This window comes from Pseudomonas syringae (assembly GCF_000737245.1).
GTDB lineage: Bacteria > Pseudomonadota > Gammaproteobacteria > Pseudomonadales > Pseudomonadaceae > Aquipseudomonas > Aquipseudomonas syringae_J.
The window spans coordinates 53,962-74,695 of record NZ_JPQU01000089.1 but is presented as its reverse complement, the minus strand read 5'-3'; the positions used below and the strand labels follow the sequence as shown (position 1 = coordinate 74,695).

The 20,734-nt window shown below is 59.0% G+C and carries 17 protein-coding genes; 9 read left to right on the top strand and 8 right to left on the bottom strand.

Annotated elements, in window-relative coordinates:
* Positions 1-14: 14 nt before the first annotated feature.
* A complete protein-coding gene (locus IV01_RS02240) occupies positions 15-671 on the bottom strand; it encodes a BON domain-containing protein (protein ID WP_032631422.1) in 657 nt (218 codons plus the stop codon).
* 248 nt (positions 672-919) lie between these two features.
* Here IV01_RS02240 and groL point away from each other — a divergent pair, with 248 nt between their 5' ends.
* The 3 genes from groL to IV01_RS02255 all read left to right on the top strand — a co-directional run bounded on the left by groL (position 920) and on the right by IV01_RS02255 (position 4,118).
* The gene (groL, locus tag IV01_RS02245; RefSeq protein ID WP_032631421.1) at positions 920-2,539 is read left to right on the top strand and encodes a chaperonin GroEL; all 1,620 of its coding nucleotides are present in this window, start codon (positions 920-922) and stop codon (positions 2,537-2,539) included.
* Positions 2,540-2,651: 112 nt separating this feature from the next.
* Positions 2,652-3,212, top strand: coding sequence for a nitroreductase family protein (locus tag IV01_RS02250; RefSeq protein WP_032631419.1), 561 nt, complete (start codon positions 2,652-2,654; stop codon positions 3,210-3,212).
* Between the two features lie 210 nt (positions 3,213-3,422).
* Complete coding sequence (locus IV01_RS02255) at positions 3,423-4,118, top strand: phosphoribosyltransferase (RefSeq protein ID WP_032631418.1); 696 nt, start codon at positions 3,423-3,425, stop codon at positions 4,116-4,118.
* A gap of 17 nt (positions 4,119-4,135) precedes the next feature.
* On the opposite strand, the gene IV01_RS02260 is transcribed toward IV01_RS02255, so the two are convergent.
* Both IV01_RS02260 and IV01_RS02265 read right to left on the bottom strand, forming a co-directional pair.
* Complete coding sequence (locus tag IV01_RS02260; protein WP_154232276.1) at positions 4,136-4,810, bottom strand: hypothetical protein; 675 nt, start codon at positions 4,808-4,810, stop codon at positions 4,136-4,138.
* A gap of 275 nt (positions 4,811-5,085) precedes the next feature.
* Positions 5,086-5,784 carry a murein L,D-transpeptidase catalytic domain family protein gene (locus IV01_RS02265; protein ID WP_032631416.1) on the bottom strand — a complete coding sequence of 233 codons (699 nt, stop codon included), beginning with the start codon at positions 5,782-5,784 and terminating at the stop codon, positions 5,086-5,088.
* A gap of 62 nt (positions 5,785-5,846) precedes the next feature.
* Here IV01_RS02265 and IV01_RS0125565 point away from each other — a divergent pair, with 62 nt between their 5' ends.
* Positions 5,847-7,529: a L,D-transpeptidase family protein gene (locus IV01_RS0125565; RefSeq protein WP_080290406.1), complete on the top strand. Its 1,683-nt coding sequence runs from the start codon at positions 5,847-5,849 to the stop codon at positions 7,527-7,529.
* Between the two features lie 28 nt (positions 7,530-7,557).
* On the opposite strand, the gene IV01_RS02270 is transcribed toward IV01_RS0125565, so the two are convergent.
* From IV01_RS02270 to IV01_RS02280, 3 genes are read right to left on the bottom strand one after another with little or no spacing between them, the layout of a single operon-like run.
* Positions 7,558-8,676 carry an ABC transporter permease gene (locus IV01_RS02270; RefSeq protein WP_032631415.1) on the bottom strand — a complete coding sequence of 373 codons (1,119 nt, stop codon included), beginning with the start codon at positions 8,674-8,676 and terminating at the stop codon, positions 7,558-7,560.
* Positions 8,676-11,408, bottom strand: a complete 2,733-nt coding sequence (gene rbbA, locus IV01_RS02275) for a ribosome-associated ATPase/putative transporter RbbA (RefSeq protein WP_032631414.1) — start codon at positions 11,406-11,408, stop codon at positions 8,676-8,678. Before rbbA ends, IV01_RS02270 begins: the two co-directional genes overlap by 1 nt.
* Positions 11,405-12,370: an HlyD family secretion protein gene (locus tag IV01_RS02280; RefSeq protein ID WP_032631413.1), complete on the bottom strand. Its 966-nt coding sequence runs from the start codon at positions 12,368-12,370 to the stop codon at positions 11,405-11,407. Before IV01_RS02280 ends, rbbA begins: the two co-directional genes overlap by 4 nt.
* A gap of 205 nt (positions 12,371-12,575) precedes the next feature.
* Between IV01_RS02280 and IV01_RS02285 the strand changes: the two genes are divergently transcribed.
* The 4 genes from IV01_RS02285 (at position 12,576) to IV01_RS02300 (ending at position 17,768) form a co-directional block, all read left to right on the top strand.
* Positions 12,576-13,484 (top strand): universal stress protein, encoded by a 909-nt coding sequence (locus IV01_RS02285; RefSeq protein ID WP_032631412.1) that lies wholly within the window; start codon positions 12,576-12,578, stop codon positions 13,482-13,484.
* Positions 13,485-13,550: 66 nt separating this feature from the next.
* Complete coding sequence (gene glgP / locus IV01_RS02290) at positions 13,551-16,028, top strand: alpha-glucan family phosphorylase (protein ID WP_050508015.1); 2,478 nt, start codon at positions 13,551-13,553, stop codon at positions 16,026-16,028.
* 46 nt (positions 16,029-16,074) lie between these two features.
* The gene (locus IV01_RS02295; protein ID WP_032631408.1) at positions 16,075-17,058 is read left to right on the top strand and encodes a zinc-dependent alcohol dehydrogenase family protein; all 984 of its coding nucleotides are present in this window, start codon (positions 16,075-16,077) and stop codon (positions 17,056-17,058) included.
* Positions 17,059-17,207: 149 nt separating this feature from the next.
* Positions 17,208-17,768: a GNAT family N-acetyltransferase gene (locus IV01_RS02300; protein ID WP_032631406.1), complete on the top strand. Its 561-nt coding sequence runs from the start codon at positions 17,208-17,210 to the stop codon at positions 17,766-17,768.
* A 42-nt stretch (positions 17,769-17,810) separates the two neighbouring features.
* Here IV01_RS02300 and IV01_RS02305 read toward each other — a convergent pair whose 3' ends face one another.
* Positions 17,811-19,490: an HAD-IIB family hydrolase gene (locus tag IV01_RS02305; RefSeq protein WP_032631404.1), complete on the bottom strand. Its 1,680-nt coding sequence runs from the start codon at positions 19,488-19,490 to the stop codon at positions 17,811-17,813.
* A 42-nt stretch (positions 19,491-19,532) separates the two neighbouring features.
* A complete protein-coding gene (locus tag IV01_RS02310; protein ID WP_050507983.1) occupies positions 19,533-19,787 on the bottom strand; it encodes an Lpp/OprI family alanine-zipper lipoprotein in 255 nt (84 codons plus the stop codon).
* 285 nt (positions 19,788-20,072) lie between these two features.
* On the opposite strand from IV01_RS02310, the gene IV01_RS02315 reads away from it, so the two are divergent.
* Positions 20,073-20,612 (top strand): Hsp20/alpha crystallin family protein, encoded by a 540-nt coding sequence (locus IV01_RS02315; protein ID WP_032631403.1) that lies wholly within the window; start codon positions 20,073-20,075, stop codon positions 20,610-20,612.
* Positions 20,613-20,734 lie beyond the last annotated feature (122 nt).

The window sequence follows — 20,734 nt, the reverse complement described above, 5'->3', positions numbered from 1 at the left end:
TGATCCAGAGAGTTTCAGAGCGGCTGATCAAGCATCAAATGATCCTCGACCCTGCGCACACCGGGTGTGGCCCAGGCGGCGCGCTCAACGATGGTGCGCTCGCCTAGCATATGGATCTTGCCTTCGAGCTTCACGGTATCGCCTTCGACCTTGACCCGGATTTGTCTGGCATCGACCTCGGCGCTACGTTTGAGGGCGTCTTCAATCCGCTGCTTGATGTCTATCGCATTGGGTCGTGGTCGCAGGGTGATCATGTTGGTTACGCCTACCACGCCGGACAGTTTGTGAACGGCCCGCAGGATCGAATCCCTTTCGTATTGCCAGTCGACCTGACCCTCCAGGTTGACCCAACCCGCCTGGACTTTGATCTTTATGGCACCGTCAGGCAGGTGGGCCGTCCAGCTGATGATATTGGCCGCACGCGCTGCAATCATGTCGTCGGTCACACCCTGATGGCCGGCTGGGCGAACTTCAATTTCCTGTGCAATAGCGCGCACGCCCTTGATTGAGGTAACAGCGCGCTCGGCGGCTATTTTTTCCGCGTAGGTGCTGACGTGTCCGGTCAGGGTGACCACGCCATCCTTCACCATGACGCCGATGTTGGCTGGGTTGATATCGGGACGGAAATCCAGCTCGTCCAATATATTGTTGCGCAGGCTTAGATCGCTCATGGCGATTGCTCCGTTCAGGCTAGTGTTCGGGTTCTATCCCTCGGATTCTTTCCCTCTAAGGGACGCTTCATGAATAGTTACGCCCTCCGTGCCGCGATTTATTGAGAATTGTCAAAGAGCGCAGCCTCACGTCTGTTTTAAACGGGCCGGCGACGGTGTGACATTGCTGATAAAAGTCAATGCCGCCTCGGCAACTTCACGGAAGCTGCAAGCACGTCCCTTGGTAGATCTGGCAGGAGTGAAACCTGATGGCTCACAGTAAGATTGTGTTTCGCGCGACTGCACGCGAGAAAATTTTGAGTGGAGCCTCACAGCTCGCAGATGCGGTGCGCGTGACGCTGGGGCCCAAATCCAAATCGGTGCTGATTCAGAACAAGTGGGGTAACCCGACGGTTTGCAACGATGGGGTAACCATCGCCAAACGCATTGACCTGCTCGACCCCGAGGAGAACCTGGGCGCGCAAATGCTGCGCCAGGCGGCGGAACGCACAGGCGATGCCGTCGGCGATGGCACCAGTACGTCCACGGTGTTGGCTCATGCAATCCTGGCGGATGGCATCCGCAACGTCGTCGCCGGGGCGAGCGCCATCGACCTCAAGCGTGGCCTGGATCGTGGCTTGCTCCTGGTTGTGGAGTCACTTGCGGCCCAGTCTCGGCCCGTCAGCACGCCCAGAGAAAAAGCCCAGGTCGCGACGCTGTCAGCGCATAACGATGCCGTCATCGGTCAACTGGTAGCGGATGCGCTGGAGAAGGTCGGTGTAGAAGGCGTCGTCAGCGTCGAGGAGTCCAAGACCACCGAAACAGTCGTTGATGTCATGGAAGGGATGCGGTTCGACCGGGGCTATGTTTCGCCGTATTTCGTCACCGACACCGACAAGATGCAGGTCGAACTCAATGATGCCTATCTGCTGCTCTGTGACCATAAAATCGCTGTCCTCAAAGACTTGCTTCCGTTGCTGGAGCTGGTTGCCAAAAGCGGGCAGCCACTGGTGCTGATCGCCGATGACATCGAAGGCGAGGCGCTGACCACGTTGGTCGTCAACCAGCTACGCGGCGTACTGCGAGCTGTTGCGATCAAGGCCCCGGGTTTTGGTGATCGTCGCAAGGAAATGCTCCAGGACATCGCTGTGCTGACCGGCGCCGTGGTGGTCTCCAATGAACTGGACATCACCCTCGAACAAGTGGAATTGAACCAACTGGGTCGAGCTCATCGAGTCGTGGTGCAAAAAGACAGCACGGCGTTGATAGGCGGAGCGGGTAGCCGCGAAGCCATCCAGGCGCGCCTGCAGCAGATTCGTGGGCAAATGGACGCTACCACTAGCGATTACGACCGGGAAAAACTTCAGGAACGATTGGCCCGGCTGTCCGGCGGTGTCGCGGTGATCCGGGTCGGTGCGCCGTCCGAAGCCGAAATGAAGGCCCGCAAGGACGCGCTGGATGATGCGATATCGGCAACCCGGGCTGCGATCACTGAAGGTATCGTGCCGGGAGGTGGTCTCGCGCTGCTCAAAGCGGTACCGACAATCGCCGCCGAGGAGGCCAGGCACGAGGGCGACTTCAGGACTGGCCTGCAGATCCTGCGCCGGGCGCTGGAAGCGCCAGCGAGGCTGATCGCGGAAAACTCGGCGGTGGATGCCGGCGTCGTCGTCGCGCGCATGCTGGCGGAGCCGGGCAGTGTTGGCTTCGACGCATCGACAAATGGTTATGTCGACATGTACGAGGCCGGCATCATTGATCCGACCAAAGTCGTGCGCATCGCCCTCGAAAATGCCGTTTCAGTTGCCAGCATCCTGCTGCTTACTGAAGCGACGATTACTGACATTCCAGAAAAGGAATCGCCCGCGCAAGCGACGCCGTTCCCTGAATAACCACCGTGATCAGGGTTGCGGCGCGGGGTGGGAGCGCGTGTAGTAAAAGGAGTGGTGGGTCAGATTCGATGCGCCACACAGGCTGTAAGAACGTTTTTTGAGGTGTGCACTGATGAACCTGGATCTAGCAATTGCGGGTCGACGCTCGATACGTGATTACACGGCAGCAGCCGTTGATGAAAGCGTGATTCATCGTTTGATCAATGCAGCAGTTCAGGCGCCAAGCGCAGTCAACCAGCAACCGTGGACGTTTACGGTCGTGCGCGATCAGGCGCTACTGGAGCGGATCTCGACCGAAGCGAAGGCCTATATGCTCGCCAGGATGCCCGCAGGGCAGCACGCCAGTTATTTTCACTCAATGCTCACCGATCCAAGTTTTCAGATTTTCCACCACGCGCCGGTATTGGTGCTTATCTCAGGTAACGCTCTGGGCGAGTGGATTGTCGAAGACTGTGCCCTGGCTGCCGAGAACCTGATGCTTTGCGCCTGTGCCGAGGGGCTTGGGTCTTGCTGGATCGGTTTTGCTCAAGGCTTTCTTAATACGCCTCAGGGCAAGCATGCGTTGGGCCTGCCCGCAGAATGGATGCCCGTGGCACCGATCATCGTCGGTCATCCCAAGTCCGTACCCGCGCCCGTCGTACACAAGGCGCCGCAGATCCGCTGGATCGGGTGACCCGCAAGCCTCCATCGCAACCCGCTAAGTTGTCGCGGGTAATGCGCAGTCATGATGACTGTCCACCTTCAGCTGACAGGGCCCTTGGCAGGGCCGCATCCGCCTCTAGCGGGTGCACTTGATAAAGATCAACGTCAGCGCGGACTCGATAGGAGACGCTGCCGGGTAGCACAGCAGAACATCTCCTGTCATCGCCTGCGGAGCTGATCCATGACTCAAAGTCCCTCGTTACAAACCCTCTTGCAGGACCGCTCCGCCGCAGGCCGAAGTCTGGTGGAGCCATTGCTCAAATACGCACGTCGTCCCGACGTCATCATCCTCGCCTTGCCTCGTGGCGGTGTTCCGGTGGCTTTTGAAGTCGCCGTCGCCCTGGAGGTGCGTCTGGACCTGCTATTGGTGCGCAAGCTCGGCGTGCCGTCGCATCCGGAATTCGCCATGGGCGCTATCGCCAGTGGCGGTATCCAGATTCTCAATGAAGATGCACTGCAAGGCGGGGCGATTGATAAACAGAGTTTTGACGCGGTCGTCGCGCGGGAAACACGGGAGCTTTTACGCCGCGAGCACGTTTACCGGGGCAACCGGGCGCCAGTGAAGCTCAAGGATCAGATTGTGGTGCTCATTGATGATGGTCTGGTCACCGGCGCCTCGATGATGGCCGCGATCGAGTCGGTCCGCCTCCAGGCTCCATCGAGAATCGTCGTGGCCGTGCCAGTAGCGGCAATGGAAACGGCGGAAGTCCTGCGCGGCGTGGTCAATGAGGTGATCTGTCTGATCAGTGTCGAAAGAATGATATCCATCGGCTACTGGTATCTGAATTTCTCCCAGACGACGGATGAAGAGGTCATAAGTTTGCTGCAACGGGCCTGGCAAAGGCCGCTCAGCGCCGACAGCCCGGCCCCTGAGTAGGGTCAGCGCAGTGGTCGTCAAGGCGATCCAGGCCGCGGGATATTGATCCCTTGGGTCGTGGAAAGAAATTGCTCACGGCCGCCGAGCACCAGGTTCAGGCACGCCCGCTCATCGGCTTCGGTTACACCCTGATAGGCAGTTGTATCCAGTAGCTCGGTCCTGAACAGAGCAAGCCGCACGATCCCATTCTTGTTCAAGAAAACACCCGACAGGCACTTGCAGAGCGGTCCCGAGAAGGAAAGAGGGGGGCGCTGATCGTCATATAGCTGGATCTGGGAGTCGAGATCCTGCTTGCAGTCACCAACGATGGTTTGGATGGAACGTGCGGCACTGAACATCGTGATCGGGTAAGCCACGCCTATGACGATCATGATTGCCAACAGGATGTTTGACTCCCTCGCGAACAGGAACAGTCGCCTGACGGTGTGCAGCCATTTTCTCGAGGTTGGACTGACGATTGTCTGGTCAATCTTGCGGGTAAATCGGTGTTGAATAAGGATCCCCGTGCAGACGCTGACCGCCAGGAAACCCAGCAACCCCAAAGGCGTGCTTTTGAGCAGCGAGAACAAGTCCTCGAACAATGCCGCGATCGACACCAGCAATATGAAACACGCGGTGCCCGCGAGGATCCCGATACTGCTTTTAGGTGCCCTCAGCCTTGCTGTCAGTTTCGCTTTATCAATGGTATCCACCGGATTTCGCCTCGCATCCATCAGCCGAGTGACATTCTCACTGCTATCCGCCAAGGGATATCGCCCGCCAAACGCCAGGCAACGGCGAAATCAGGACTGGAAGATAAGGCTGGCGGACCCTCTAGGGGGAACCCATGCTTAATGCTAAAGCGATCTGCGGGCGTGACTTCTGATCTAAATCAGGTCTGGCCGCTCGCAATTGCACAAACTCAACCCGAGCCGACTTTTGCTCTCAACCGCTTTGTGGAGTGTTTAAGCATCAGGGTGGCGTGGAATCAGTGCCCCTTGGGTGACGCGCTGGCAACGCGATCTGCGGAGCAGTTGATGAAGGCAGACGCCTCAAGCCATTGCGGATCGGGGTAGTAGGAGAACAGCAACTGTCCGTCCTTCATCGCGTCAATAACTTGATGGGCAACAGCGGGGCGCACGGCGGGGCAACCCAGGCTTCTACCGATGCGCCCGTTGGCACGGGCAAGATCGGGGCTGACGTAGGGAGCGCCATGAATGACCAGCGCCCGGTTATAAGCCTGATCATTGAAACCGTTCTCCAGGCCCTCCATTCGCAAGGAATAGCCGTTTTGTCCTTGGTAGGTGTTCAGTGTTACGTACAGCCCCAGGCTTGAGGCCAAGCTCTGCTGCTTATTGGAAAAGTGCCGGGCAAGATTTTCGCCGCTGTTGCGCCCGTGGGCCACCCACTCATGAAACAGCAGAGCACGTCGGCGCAGGTCGAATATCCATAAGCGCTTGCTGGTAGAGGGCAGCGAGTAGTCGATGACTGCCAATCGTGCGGCGTTATCACCTTCTTGCGCTGATCGGCACTGGGTCGCCTGCACGGCAAGCTTGATGACCTTGGGATCGGCGTCTGGTGCTGCGCGGCTCAGCGCTGAGGCCAGAGAGTCGGCGCAGGCCATCTGCAGCGGCGCAGCAGTTCCCAGCAGCAACGCCAGCAGCACGGCAATACGATCAAAGCTCATACGGAACGCTCTCTTGTCTGGCCAGCGCTGTGTGGTGCGGTAAAAAACTATCGAGGATATTCATGAGACTGAAGTGTCTGTGGCGAAATGGCACATTTGCCCTGCTGGTTCTGGTCGTGCCAGGCCAACCGGCGGTCGCCGGTACTGCGCCTGTAGCGGGCAATACATTAGCAGAAACCTCGTCCGCAGCCTGGAACGTTGATCAGATTCCGCAAGCTATCCAGGGAATACTGCTGGCGTCCGGGACAGCTGTGGCTTCCTCGGAGCCGACGCCTGATAACGCGTACCGACGTATAAACAGCGCACAGTGGGTGCGGGATTTGTATCTGTCCCGCCGGTTTGCGCCTTTATGGACGACTGACCGCGACATCGCAGCGCTGGCGCAGGGGGTTGCCAGTATTAAGGCGGACGGCCTCAACCCGGCCGATTACCACCTTTCGCAGCTGATTGCGGCCTGGCGGCAACTGAACGCAACGACGCCACCGATGGAGCGCGCACGCTTTGACGTGGCCGCCACCACGGCCTATGTCAGCGCCCTGGTGGATTTACGCCAGGGCAAGGTCGATCCTGCCTCTCTCGACTTGCGCTGGAATTTCACTCCACCCCTCCAGGAACCCGGTGAAGACGAGCGTCGCTTTCTTGAAGTGCTGCAAGCCCATGACATAGCCCGGGGGTTTCGCGAGGCGCCACCGCAGGTGCCGTTCTATAGCCGGTTACGACAGGCGATGCTCCGACTTCTGGAAATCCGCGACAGCGGCGGGTGGCCGTTGATCACCAGCTCTGCGCCACTGCGGCCGGGCGTTGCTGACGCGGCGGTCCTCCAGCTCCGGCAACGCCTTGATACCGCCGGCTATCTGAACCGACCGACTGATGTCCCTGAGTTTTACGACGAGGCATTACTCACTGCCGTAAAGCAGTATCAGGCCGAGCAATATCTGGAGCCGGACGGTGTGGTGGGCAATATGACACTGGCGGCGCTGAACGTGCCCATTCAGGCGCGTATTGATCAGTTGCGGGTCAACATGGAGCGTGCCAGATGGTTGTTCAAGGAACTGCAAGGCACGTTTGTCATAGTCGACATCGCAGGCTACAAAATCGCCCTGTATCGCGACGGACGGGCCATCTGGCGATCTCGGGTACAAGTGGGCAAGCCGTTTCGTCGTACGCCGGTGTTTCAATCCAATATTGACTACGTGACGTTCAATCCCACCTGGACAGTTCCACCGACAATTCTGACCGAGGATTTATTACCGAAAATTTTGAACAATCCCCGGTATCTGGCCGAGCATCGTATTGAAGTCATCGACAAGGCTGGACAGCGCGTCGACCCCATGACTGTCGATTGGCGTCATCCCGCTGGAATGACCCTTCGCCAACAAGCCGGGCCAGACAATGCGCTGGGCCAGGTGGCCATCCGTTTTGCCAACCCGTATTCGGTGTACCTGCACGACACGCCACACCGGGAACTCTTCAATGGTCAGCGCCGGGCGACAAGTTCTGGATGTATTCGAGTGGAGAATCCGCTCAAGTTGGTGGAGTTGCTGTTCAACGACCCACAGCGCTGGGGTACCGCCGGCATCGCCGCGCAATTGGCCACCGGCAAAACAACCCATATCAATCTGCCGGTCAAGGTCCCGATTCTGCTGGCCTACTGGACGGTGGATCTGAGGGAGGATGGGCGGGTGACTTACAAGCCGGATATCTATGGCTATGACCAAGAACTTTTGAAAGCGCTTGGCAGGTGAAGCGTCTGAATAATCGGGCTTACATTCGCTATGACGCCAGGCTTGAACGAAAGCGCACTAACGTCATGCTGAAAAATGCCACGCCGATCACAGTGAGCGCCAGCAGTTGCGGCCAGACCAGGCTGACACCGGCATCACGAAACAGAATCGCGGTGCTCAGGCTGACGAACTGAGTCGACGGCGAGACCTGCATTACCCATTGCAGCCACACCGGCATGCTTTCAAGCGGGGTGCTGCCGCCGGACAGCAACAGCATGGGGATGATGACGGGGATCGCCAGCAGCCCGAATTGCGGCGTCGAGCGTGCCAGGGTGGCGAGGAAAATTCCCAATGAGTTGGCGGCGAACAAGTACAGCGCCGTGACCGACAAAAACAGTAACGTCGATCCCGTGAGCGGGACCCCCAGCGCATACTTCACCACGACCTCAAGTGACAGCCAGGTACAGCCGACCACCACCAGCGCGTTGGCGACGATTTTCGACAGCATGATTTCGAAGGGCGTCAGCGGCAAAACCAGTAAATGGTCGAGGGTGCCGTGCTCACGTTCACGCAGCAGCGCCGTGCCGGTCAGAATGATCGCCAGAATAGTGATGTTGTTGACGATCTGGATCACTGCCAGAAACCAACCACCTTCCAGATTCGGGTTGAAAAGCGAGCGGGTTACCAAACGGATCGGCGATCCATCAGCCTGCCGGTCACGCAGGCGATAGTTCAACAGTTCCTGATTCAGGATCCGGGAAATATACCCCGCGCCCATGAACGCCTGACTCATGGCGGTGGCGTCGACGTTGATCTGGATGGTGGGGCGGCGACCGGCGTTCAGGTCGGTCTGAAATTGCGCCGGAATATCAATGACAAAGGTAAAACGGCCGCTGTCCATCGATTCGTCGAGCTGATGGTAGGGCAGCGCCACGGCGGGCTTGAATTCCGGTGGCAACAGAGCGCTGACCATCTGCCGGGACAGGTAACTGCGGTCCTCATCTACCACCGCGACGCTGGCATGGTGCACGCCGATTACCGAGCCCGCCGCAGGCATATAGATCGCCACACTGAACGCGTACATCAGAAACAACAGCAATACGTGGTCGTGACGCAGGCTGGTGAGTTCCTTGAGGGCCATGGAAAACACATGGGCAGGCTTGTTCATCAGCGCTCCTGCTTTTTGAGCATCAATAGACTGATGCTGCTGAACAGCAGGAAAAAGCCTGCCAGCGCCAGGCATTGCGGCCACAGTTGTCGAAGACCCAGCGCCTTGGTGAAAGTCCCGACTGCAATGTCCAGGAAATAACCTGCGGGAAACAGGTCGCCCATGACCGCCGCTGCACCTTCCAGTGACGAGCGCGGAACGATCAGCCCCGAGAACTGAATCGTGGGCAGGCTGGTGATGATCATCGTCCCCAGAATGGCCGCGATCTGCGTCCGGGTGAACGCAGAAATCAGCAAGCCCAGCGCTGTCGTCGCCAGCAAGTACAACACGCCGCCCAACGCCAGAGTCAGCAGGCTGCCCTTGAAGGGGACGTGGAACAGCCAGCGATTCATCGCCGTGAGCAGGCACAGATTGACCAGGCTGACCACGACGTAGGGCATTTGCTTGCCCAGCAGAAACTCGAGGCGGGTGAGGGGAGTGGCGAAAAAATTGGTGATAGAACCCAGCTCCTTCTCGCGCACGATGCCCAAGGCCGTGAGCATGGCGGGTATGAACGCAAGAATCAGGGCCATCACCCCTGGCCCGATGGCGTTGACGCTGACCACATCCTGGTTGTAGCGAAAACGGATCTGCATGTTGGCCATCGGCTCGGGTTGCCGGGGCTGACTACTCAGCGCGACCAGTTGTTGCAGATTCGACAGGTGCACCGCCTCGACATAGTTGCGGCTGGTTTCGGCACGAAACGGCATGCCGCCTTCCAGCCATGCGGCAACGATCGGCTGGCGCCCGGCGTAAAGGTCGCGACCAAATCCGGGGGGAATTTCCAGTGCCAGCTTGATTTCCGAGCGTTGCAGGCGCTGCTGCAACTCAACCGGATCATGAATCGGCGCATGCTCGGAGAAATAGCGCGAACCTCTGAACGCCTCAAGATAGGCGCGGCTTTGCGGGGACTGGTCTTGGTCAAATGAGGCGAAGGCCAGATTTTCCACGTCCAGAGAAATGCCGTAGCCAAAAATGATCATCATGAACACTGCGCCCATCAGCGCGAAGGCCATCCGTACTCGGTCACGCAGCAACTCCCGGGTCTCCTTGCTCGACACCGCCAGCAAGCGGCGCACCCGAAACCGCTGCGGCGCACGAGGCGAGTTCAGTTCCGGTTGCCCGGTGCCCATGGCCGCAGCATTGACAACCAGGGTGTGGTCCTCACCCTGAGCCTGTTCCAGGCAGGCAATAAACGTCAATTCAAGAGTGCTGGCCGAGTACTGGCTCTGGAGCTGTGCAGGTGTGCCGCAGGCGAGGACCTTGCCTGCGTGCATGAAGGAAATCCGGTCGCATCGCTGGGCTTCGTTCATGAAGTGGGTGGACAGAAAGATCGTCACGCCCTGGTCCCTTGCCAGCTCTGTCAGCAGCCGCCAGAAATCATCCCGGGCGGCGGGATCGACTCCCGAAGTGGGCTCATCGAGAATCAGCACTTCCGGCTGATGCAACACCGCCACCGCCAGCGACAGGCGCTGGCGGATGCCAAGTGGCAATGCCCCGGAGGGCTGTTCGGCCACACCATGAAGGTCGAAACGCGTCAGCAGGCTGTCGATCCGGGCCACGCTGGCTTGCCTGGGCATGTCGTAAAGGCGGGCGTGCAGGGTCATGTTCTGCAGCACCGTCAGTTCGCCGTAGAGCGAAAAGCTCTGGGACATGAATCCCACCCGCTTGCGTGTCTCCAGATCGTTGGCATCCACAGCTTTGCCCAACAGCATGGCGGTGCCTTGGGTCGCGGGAATCAGGCCGGTCAAGACTTTCATCGTTGAAGTCTTGCCGCAGCCGTTGGAGCCGAGAAAGCCGAAGATCTCGCCCTGAGCGATTGAAAAGCTGACGTTGTCGACCGCAGTGAAATCGCCGAAACGCAACGTCAGCCCGGTGGCTTCTATCGCCACCTTCGCAGGGTTGTCCGCTGCTTTGGCGACCGCCGCCGTCCCTTGCCAGGGCTTTGAGGCCCTGCCCTGAAAGTGCGTGAAGGCTTCGTCGAGCTTACCGCTGGGCGTGCTGGCGGCCAGTTCTGCGCTGCTGCCGGCCGCTATTACCTTGCCCTGATCGAGCATCAGGCAATGTTCGAATTGCTCGGCTTCTTCCATGTAGGCGGTCGCCACCAGAACGCTCAGTTGCGGCCGTTGCTGGCGGACCTGATCAATCAGTTCCCAGAAGTGCCGGCGAGAAAGTGGGTCCACGCCGGTGGTCGGCTCATCAAGGATCAGCAGGTCCGGGTCGTGAATCAGCGCGCAACACAATCCCAGTTTCTGCTTCATGCCGCCTGAAAGCTTGCCGGCAGGACGGTCCTTGAAACGCTCCAGATCTGTGGCCGCCAGCAGCTCGTGCATCCGTCGGTCGGTGTTTTTGGCTGGCAGGCTGAATAACGCGGCGAAGTAGCGAATGTTTTCACTGATGCTCAAGTCCGGATACAGGTTGTTGCCCAAGCCCTGGGGCATGAACGCGATCCGTGAATACAAGGTGGCGCGGTGGGCCGGATTGGCGATTGAATCCCCCAGCACCGACAACTGACCACGCTGCAAGGTTTTGACCCCGGCAATCAGTGCCAGCAGCGTCGACTTGCCTGCGCCGTCCGGTCCAATCAGGCCGCAGCGAATCCCGCCGGGCAGCTCAAGGTTGACATCGATCAGCGCCTGTTGCTTTCCATAGCCGTGATTCAGGCCTTCGATCCTGAGCGCAGGCGCACTCATTTGAAGGTTGTCGGCCAATCAGCCGCCGTCGTTCTGACATAGCCCACACCCGGCATACCGGGTTTGGCCTGGGGTGTATCCAGTGGATTGATCAATCGCGCCTTGACCCGGAAAACCAGTTTTTGTCGTTCGTCCCGGGTCTCGACTTCCTTGGGTGTGAACTGGGATTTGTCTTCAACGAAGCTTATTCGCGCCGGTAAGCCTTGGCCGGGAAGGGCGTCGAGGACAATTCTGGCTTCATCGCCAATGGTCACTTTGCCAGCGGTGGCCGCCGGGAAATAAAGATTCATGTACTGATCGTTGAGGTCGATCAGCAGAAACACCTGTCCGCCAGCCGCCAACACTTCGCCGGGCTCGGCCATGCGCAACTGGACAAGGCCGTCGATAGGCGCGAGCAGGCTGTTGTCGTCGATCTCGCTTTGCAGGCTGGCAGCCTGGGCCAGGGCCGCGCCGATCGAGGCTTGTAGCGCTTCGACCTGAGCCCGGGCGGCCTTGACTGCGGAGGTGCTGGTGTCGAGTCTGGATTGTTGCTGGTCCATGGCCTGGGCACTGTAGAAACCGCGCTCGAACATTTTCCGGACGCGCACCAGATCCTGTTGTGCCAGCAACTGTTCGCTCTGCCGCAGCTGAACCGTAGCCTGCGCCGCCGCCACGTTCTGCCGGGCGCCCAGCACGCCGGCTTCGGCCTGATGCAACTGCGCTTCCAGCGTGCGCGTGTCCATGCGCGCCAAGAGTTGTCCAGCATGCACCTTGTCACCTTCCTGAACCAATACTTGCGCCAGCCGCCCCGGCATCTTGCTGGCGATTTGCACTTCGGTTGCTTCCAGACGCCCGTTAGTCCAGTCAAAGTCCGCTGGCAACGGGGTTTGCCGCCAGTGCCAGTAACCGAAAGCGGCGCCCGCGAGTGACAGAATCAGGATCGCCAGCGCCCAGGTGATCAGTGTGCGGCGCTGTGCTGGCATGTATACATCCCCGTGGCTGACTGGAGATGCAGTTTGCAGCACTGAGGGAAACGTCCCTTGATCTTTATCAACTCATCGTCTGAATCCCGTCTGCCCACCGCTTCCTGATCTATATCAAGTTTGCCAGGCCTCTGTTCGCCACACTTATCAGCACAATCGCAGCAGGGATGACCCTCTGCACCGTTTAACCTGATGGAGGTGTGAAATGGCCGAATCCGAGCGGTTGCTCCTGATAGCCACACCGTTACTCAATCGCACGCCCGCGTTCGATCGCGCCGCAGCATTGGCCAAAGCCAAGTCTGCCGCGCTGCATATCGTGGCGTTTGATTATGTGGACGGTATTGCCGCGGCTGGGCTGGTCAATGAGACGGCAATCAACGAGATGCGCGAGGTCTATCTACAGTCTCATCGAGATTGGCTGGAAGAGCAGGCTGCGGGCATCAGGCACATGGGTGTCGAGGTGACCACGGAGGTCATTTGGGTGCAACGGCCTTTCGAAGAGATCATGACCCACATCCGTGAGATGAAGCCGTCTATGGTCATCAAGGATTTGCAGCATGAGTCGTGGTTGACGCGCGCCTTGTTCACCACCCTGGATATGCGCCTCTTGCATGATTGCCCGGCGCCGCTGCATCTGGTCGGGAAGATTCAGCATGGTCTGCCGCGCAAGATCCTGGCGGCTGTCGATCCGTTCTATCCCGATGATCAGTTTGAGCAGTTCAACGACAAGATCATCAAAACTGCTGAAATCCTCGCCACCCAGTGCGACGCGCAGTTGCACCTGCTGTTTGCCTATGACTTGTCTTACATCTATTCGCTGGACGGCGGTTTCGGCTATGAGGCAACGGTGATGGACGAGCTGTACCGAACCGAGAGCGAAGCCTTCACCCGGTTGGCCGACCGCTTCGGTGTGCCCAAGGATTGTCGGCACATGATCACGGGCAACCCGGCCCGCGTCATAGAGTCGTTCATGCTCAACACCGGCATCGATGTGGTCGTGATGGGTACGGTGCATCGCAACACCCTGCATAAGTTGATGGGCAGCACCACCGAGCAAGTGGCCCATCACCTGTCTAGCAGCCTGTTGACTATCAACCCCCGGACGCAGCCTTGATCGATCCGCCCAGCGACAGTGGAGGCGAGTGTGCCTGCTCATGAACACTGCAATGACCACTTCGAGATGCTGCGCAGTCTGGCGTTCGATCTTGGCATCCGCTGGTCCCAGGCGAACGAGGACATCTGGCGGGAGTTGAATGCTGAAGTCTGGGAGATGACCCACAATCCCTGCCTGGTGCTCAACGCGGTCTCCCGGGAAAAGATCGATCAGTATCTGGCTGAAGTCCGGTTTCTTGCTCGGGTGCAGCAGATTACCGACGAGCATCAGCAGCAGTTGGCCGCACAGAGCTGGTTCAGTGCCCAGGACGGAGCCGAACTGGCCGGGCCGGTTGTCTATTTCTCCATGGAGTACATGCTCAGCGAAGCGCTGCCGATCTACTCGGGAGGGCTGGGCAATGTTGCCGGGGACCAGCTGAAGGCGGCCAGCGATCTGGGCGTGCCGGTGGTGGCAGTGGGCGTGCTGTGGCAACACGGGTATTTTCGCCAGGAGATCGACAGCCAAGGCGTGCAACACGCGCTGTTTCCGGTTAACGACACGCGACAGATGCCGGTCGAGCCTCTGTTGCAGCCCGATGGCAGCCTGCTGCGACTGGCGATCGAACTGCCGGGCCTGACCGTTTGGTTACGCGGCTGGCAAGTCGCGGTGGGCCGTAATCGCTTGTTGTTGATTGACAGCAATGACCCCGCCAACCCGGTTCCGGTGCGCCTGATCACTGAGCAGTTGTATGGCGGCGACACGGAGATGCGCCTGCGCCAGGAGATTGTGCTGGGTATTGGCGGTTGGCGGATGCTGGAGGCCGCGGGGTATCAGCCGCGAGTCTGTCACCTCAACGACGGCCATGCGGCGTTTGCCGTTCTGGAGCGTGCACGAAGCTACATGCGCGCCCAGCATGTGTCGTTCAGCGTGGCGCTGACCGCCACCCGGGCGGGTAACCTGTTCACCACCCATACTCCGGTGAGTGCGGGGTTCGATTGCTTCGAGCCCGAGCTGATCCGTAAGTATCTGGGGCATTACATCGAACACGAGCTCGAGCAAAGCTTCGATCAGATCATGGCGCTGGGAAAAGCTTCCGGTGACAACGCTGAAACCACTTTCAACATGGCATATCTGGCCATGCGCGGTAGCGGCGGGGTCAATGCCGTGAGCGAGCTTCATAGTCATACCAGTCGACGAATTTTCGAGCCGCTGTTCAGGCGCTTTCCTCCGGAAGAAGTGCCCATCGGGCACGTCGTCAATGGCATCCATCTGCCGACCTGGGTGTCATTGGAGGCCCAGGAACATTGGCATGAGCTGCACGGAGGTCAGACACCCTGGCGCGGCGGGGAAACCGAAAACGTGGCGCAAATGCTTGCTCAAGTTGACGATGCGCTGCTCTGGAGCATGCGCGAACGGGCCAGAGCGTCGCTGCTGGCGTTCGTGCGTGAGCAACTGGCAATCAGTGAGGCGGTTCGCGGTGAATCGGTTTCGGTTGTTGCAGCAGCAGGCGCACGGCTTGATCCGGGCGTGCTGACACTGGGTTTCGCACGGCGTTTCTCGAGCTATAAACGGCCCAATCTGCTGCTACAGGATCCTGAACGACTGCTGCGTATCCTCAATCATCCGACCCGTCCGGTGCAGTTGCTCATTGCAGGCAAGGCACATCCCCTGGATGAGGTCGGCCAGCAGATGCTCCAGCTGTGGCACGAGTTCATCGCTCGCCCTGAAACCCGAGGGCGAGTGGCCTTTATCGAAGACTACGACATGCGCATTGCCCGTCATCTGGTGCAGGGCGTGGATGTCTGGGTCAACACCCCGCGACGGCCTTGGGAGGCTTGCGGCACCAGCGGCATGAAGATTCTGGCCAATGGCGGCTTGAACCTGTCGCAACTCGATGGCTGGTGGGCCGAGGCCTTCGCCGATGATGTGGGATGGGCGGTCGGCGATGGTAAAGAGTACGGCAGCGAACATGACGAGGTCGATGCCCGGCAGCTCTATTCCTTGCTCGAAGAACAGGTGGTGCCAGCCTTTTATGACCGCGCTTCGTCGGGAGAGCCAAGGGGCTGGATAAATCGCATGCGCCGCAGCATGTCGCAGTTGGTGGCGCAGTATTCAGCGGACAGGGCCGTGCGCGAGTACGTCGAGCGCTATTACCTGCCACTGGCCCGTGGCTATGAGCGCCGCACCCGTCACCACAGTGCATTGGCGATTGAACTGGTGGACGTGATCACTGACATCACCCGCCGCTGGGCGGACCTGCGCATTGTGGCTTCGACCTGGCGTCGTGCCGGGACCCTTTATCACATCCAGCTCGATATCGCTTTGGGAGGTATCGCGCCCCAATGCCTGCGGGTCCAGCTTTACCGCGCCGGCAACGAGCATCGTTGTTCGCGCATTTGGAGTTTGAGCCAACGGGCTGACTCCCCTCGTAACGGCCTGGCGATGTATGAGGGCCAGGTGCCCAATGATTGCCCTGAAAGCGCTTACACAGTGCGGGTTATGGTCAATGACCGGTCCGAACTGTTCGTGCCTTTGGAGCTTCCGCTGATTTTCTGGGAAAAGTGAGGGCGGTCTTGGCTTTGCACTCACGTCGAGCGTCAGGAGCATGCCTATGTACGCGATGATTTTGCTCCGCCCCGGCGAGCCGCTGGTCTATCGCCAACTGCCTGACCGTAGCCCCGGAGAAGGGCAAGTGCTGATTGAGGTGAGTGCTTGCGGCGTCTGTCGAACCGATCTGCATGTGGTCGACGGTGAGCTACCCCATCCTCGGCTGCCGCTCATTCCGGGCCATGAAGTGGTCGGTCGCGTTTCGGCGCTAGGTCCCGGTGTGAGTGGCTTCAGGCTGGGAGAACGGGTTGGCGTTCCCTGGCTCGGGCGGACCTGCGGCACCTGCAGCTACTGTGCGTCACAGCGGGAAAACCTCTGTGATGACCCGCAGTTCACCGGGTACACCCTGGACGGTGGATTTGCTACTGCGATTGTTGCCGATGCCCGTTACGTCTTTGCGCTAGGTGAAAGAGGCAGCGATGAGAGCCTCGCCCCCTTGATGTGTGCCGGCTTGATTGGCTGGCGAGCGTTGTCCATGGCGGGTGCCGGGAAGCGCCTGGGCCTTTACGGTTTTGGCGCGGCAGCACACATCATCGCCCAGATCGCGATTGGACAGGGGAGGGAGGTTTTCGCCTTTACCCGCCCCGGTGACCAGGCAGCTTGCACCTTCGCAAAACAGCTCGGCGCAGTATGGGCCGGCGGTTCGGACGAGGCACCGCCAGAGCCGCTGGATGCCGCCATAATCTTTGCCCCGGTGGGAGCTCTGGTTCCACTGGCGTTAAAGGCAGTGCGCAAAGGGGCGAAGGTGGTCTGCGCCGGGATCCATATGAGCGATATCCCCGGTTTTGCCTACCGGTTGCTGTGGGAAGAACGGTCGCTGTTATCGGTCGCCAACCTGACTCGACAGGATGGTCTGGATTTCTTTGCGCACGCCAACGACACGGAGATCGTCGTCCACACGCACCGGTATTCATTACAAGATGCCAACCAGGCATTGGCCGACCTGCGCGGCGGCGCCTTTCAGGGTGCCGCCGTGCTGATCCCTTGATTCTGGCGGGCCGTAGCAGGCCAGCTTTGTGACTTTAATCAATAACCCCGCTCGGCCAAACCCGCAGTGTTTCAGGTGCGGCGGCCAAGTGTGAAACATCTGCCCGAGGACGTCAGTTTCATCCAACCCAATCCGCGTGGAGGCACGCCATGTACGCCAACCGACACACCGCTGCTCTGCTCAACGAGTTGGAGAAATCAGGACCCATGGAGCATTGGCTGGATGAACTGCGCGATGGAACCCACGTGCTTGTTCGTCCTATTTCAGCTGACGATCATTCGCGATTGCTGCGCTTCTTCCATCAGCTATCGCCACTGTCCCTGCGTTTCCGGTTTCTGGGTGCCGTCACACCTATCGACGATCGACTCATCGACTCGCTGCTGAGCGACTCGGGTGTGGGTTACGTCGCGCTGATTCATAGCTATGGCGAGCTGCAGGTGATCGGCATCACCCGCTACAGGGCCAGTGTGGACATCCACGACTGCTGTGAGTGCGCGGTAGCCGTAGCCGACTCTTGGCAGCGCAAGCAACTGGGGCGTTTATTGCTAGGCCATCTGATCGACGCCGCCCGGCAAAGGGGCTTCAAAACAATGCGTTCAACGGATCTGTCTACCGATTACCCGATTCATCGGCTGTATAAGCGGTTTGGCTTTACTTCGATGTATTTGAAGGATGGCTTTGATCGCATCGTTCACGATCTGGAACTGTGAAGACGCTGCATTCAGCCAGAACACCATCTCAAAGGTGCAGCGTCAGAGGTGGTAGCGCGACTGCACCAATTGGCTGATCTGCTTTAGCGCTTCCTTGGGTGCCAATGTCGCGTCTGTTTCGACCTGGTGAGTCTTGTTGGCGAGCACATCGTCGCGGATCACCTCCCGGAACCAGTTGGAAAAATCCCCTGCATTCATATAACCGCGCAGAGCGGTGTCCTCAAGCCGGGTTGAGAGCGACAGGAACTCAGTCAGATTCGAGGCGCTCTGGCACAGCGCGGAAAAACGGAAGGCGTGCCATGCGCCGACATCTCCCGCCACGTACTTGCCGCTGTGGCGATGGTGCTTTTGTACGGGGCTTAACTGGTTGAGCAGAACGACCTCTGCACCGTCATGAAGGTCCCAGAGGCAAGCATATTCGGGGCCTGGAGAGCGCTCGGGGAAGTCGGGGCAGCGCCGCTGAATGCGTTTGGCGAACTGTTCGACCAATTCCCTGGCCGTGCTGCCCAGCGTGACCAGCACATTTACCCCGTCCAGGACGGCAGGGCACACTTGATCAAAGTCCACGGCAACGATGATTGCCCCCATGTTGCCGAGAAAACCGGGCGGCCAGACGGCGCAGTGGGGGAGCATGTAATGGGCTTCGTCGACGATCAACCAATAGGGCCGACCTGAAACGCGACGAAGATCCTGGATAAAGGGCAGCATTTCGCCGAACAGTTGAATCCGTGCCGGCGGATCGAGGGCCAGGGCGCTCACCACCACGTTAAGTTGCGCCTGCAGCAGGTGATGCACTGACTCCTCGGTCGTCGGCGGCACGGTCAGGCCACCCACGGTGACTGCGTCCTCCAGAGTCAGGTAATCCCCTTCGGGATCAATGATGCAAAACCCCTGGTGGGCCTGGACCATGCGTTCTGTCAGCCAGGTGACGTAGCTGGATTTGCCCGAGCCAGAATTGCCAATGACCAGCAGCACTGATTCCGCCGGCATCCAGACTTTACGTGCCTTGAGGGTCTGGCCCAGCTCAAGTCCGATGCGCTCGATGGGCACCAGTGTCGCGTCTTTTTCCAGCAACATGTCCACCAACTCACAAACACCTCGACCGTGATCAAGACTCAGGCAGACATCAGCGCTTGCCTTGATCGAGTCGATTGCATTGCTGACAGCGGCGCTGCAACCGCAGATCGACAGGAATGAATGGTCATTTTCTGCATCACCCACGCCTACTACGTTCAACTCGCAAATGCCCAGCGTTCGCAAGGCGGCAGCCAGCCCCGACGCCTTGTTCACCCCCGGCGGCAAGACCATGATTGCATCCTTGTTGAACGTCATCTGCAGTTCGAGGCCGAGCTCGCGGATGCTGTTGATCACCGCTTCTTCCCACGGGTGCCAGGTCGCAATCACCGAGCGGCCCACGGACAAGGGCGAGACACCCTTGTCGCGCAGACGGCTGACCAGATCCATGGAAGCTGGCTCGGCGATAAGCTCCTCGGTATCGGTGACCGGGTCGTACAAAAGCGCTCCATTCTCCGCAACCACCAGATCAAACAGATCCAGGTGGGGAAAGTGATGCTTGAGCGCCTGCAACTCGCGACCGGTCACTAACAGCAATTTGCGTCCACTGTTTTTCAGCGTGGTGAGCGAGGCACAGACTTGCGGCGGGACACTGCCATTTTCGGCAATGGTCCCGTCGTAATCCACCGCCAAGGCTAAGAAGTGCATGCTCGCTCCATGACAGGTTCGGGCCAATCGGCAGCGTTACGATTATTTGCGACTGGCTTTCTCCACCATGCGCGAAGCGCGTTCGTTGGCCTCGTCGGCGGTTCTTTGCGCTTGATTGGCAGCGCTCATGGCCATCTCTGCCTTGTTGTAGGCTTCGTCAGCCCTGAGCCTGGCGGTAGCGGCGCTGTTCTCCGCATCCTCCATTCGCTGGCTCATCTCTTTACTGTGCTGATTGCTGCAGCCTGCGGTGGTGCCCAATACGACTGTCAGAAGTAAGAGCAGTGATAGCTGTTTCATGCGGTAGACCTCGTTGCTTGTTGGATAGGCGCTGTATCTGAGTTCAAACCTTAGCGCTGCTCGACCGGCCTGCATTTGATAAAAGTCAACAAGGCACCGGCTTCCTGGAGTGCCCAGGCCGTGCCTGGCGGGGCGTGCAAACGGGCCATATGGCAGCTGTGAGTTTTTCTGATCTTTATCAAGTCGCGGCTGCGCCAGCGGAGGAAATTGAAAGGGAGCTTCAAAGTTGGCTATCGCTGCGATGGCTTGCTTCAAAGACCCACACTTCCATCCGAGGACACTGCCATGGCCCATTCGCTGAAAAAAATCACCCCTGATACCGACGTGCGCAATCGAGATGTCGCCATTGACTCTGGACACTGGCATCCCATCGAGCAAATGCGTCGCCAGTTTGAACATCTGTTCCAGGACCTGACGAACATGCCATCGATGTTTTCCAGGCAACAACGATTCGACGCCGATCCTTTCTGGAACCTTGACTTCGTCCGCACCCAAAGCCCTGCGGTCGATATTGTGGAAAGCGAGAAGGCTTATGAAGTCAGCGCTGAAGTACCTGGCATGGACGAGAAACAACTGTCGGTGAAAGTCGTCAACGGCACGCTGCTGATGAAAGGTGAAAAGCGTCAGGATCACGAAGAGAAATCCAAAAGCTATCACCTGACCGAGCGCCGCTATGGTGCGTTTGAGCGGGCCTTTGCACTGCCTAAAAGTGTTGACGCCGAGCATATTCAGGCTGCGTTCAAAGCGGGGGTTCTGAAAGTGACGCTGCCTAAGAAAGCAGACGCGATGCAGCCGGAAAAGACCGTGGATATCGTCACGGACTGAGCCATGAACATCGTGATGCGCCGGACAAGGATGTCTGGCGTGTCATCGCCAGGTTTGACATGTATCAAGCCCGCATAATGGCCATGCACCAACATTCTGCGATCCGATGAACAGACCGCGGA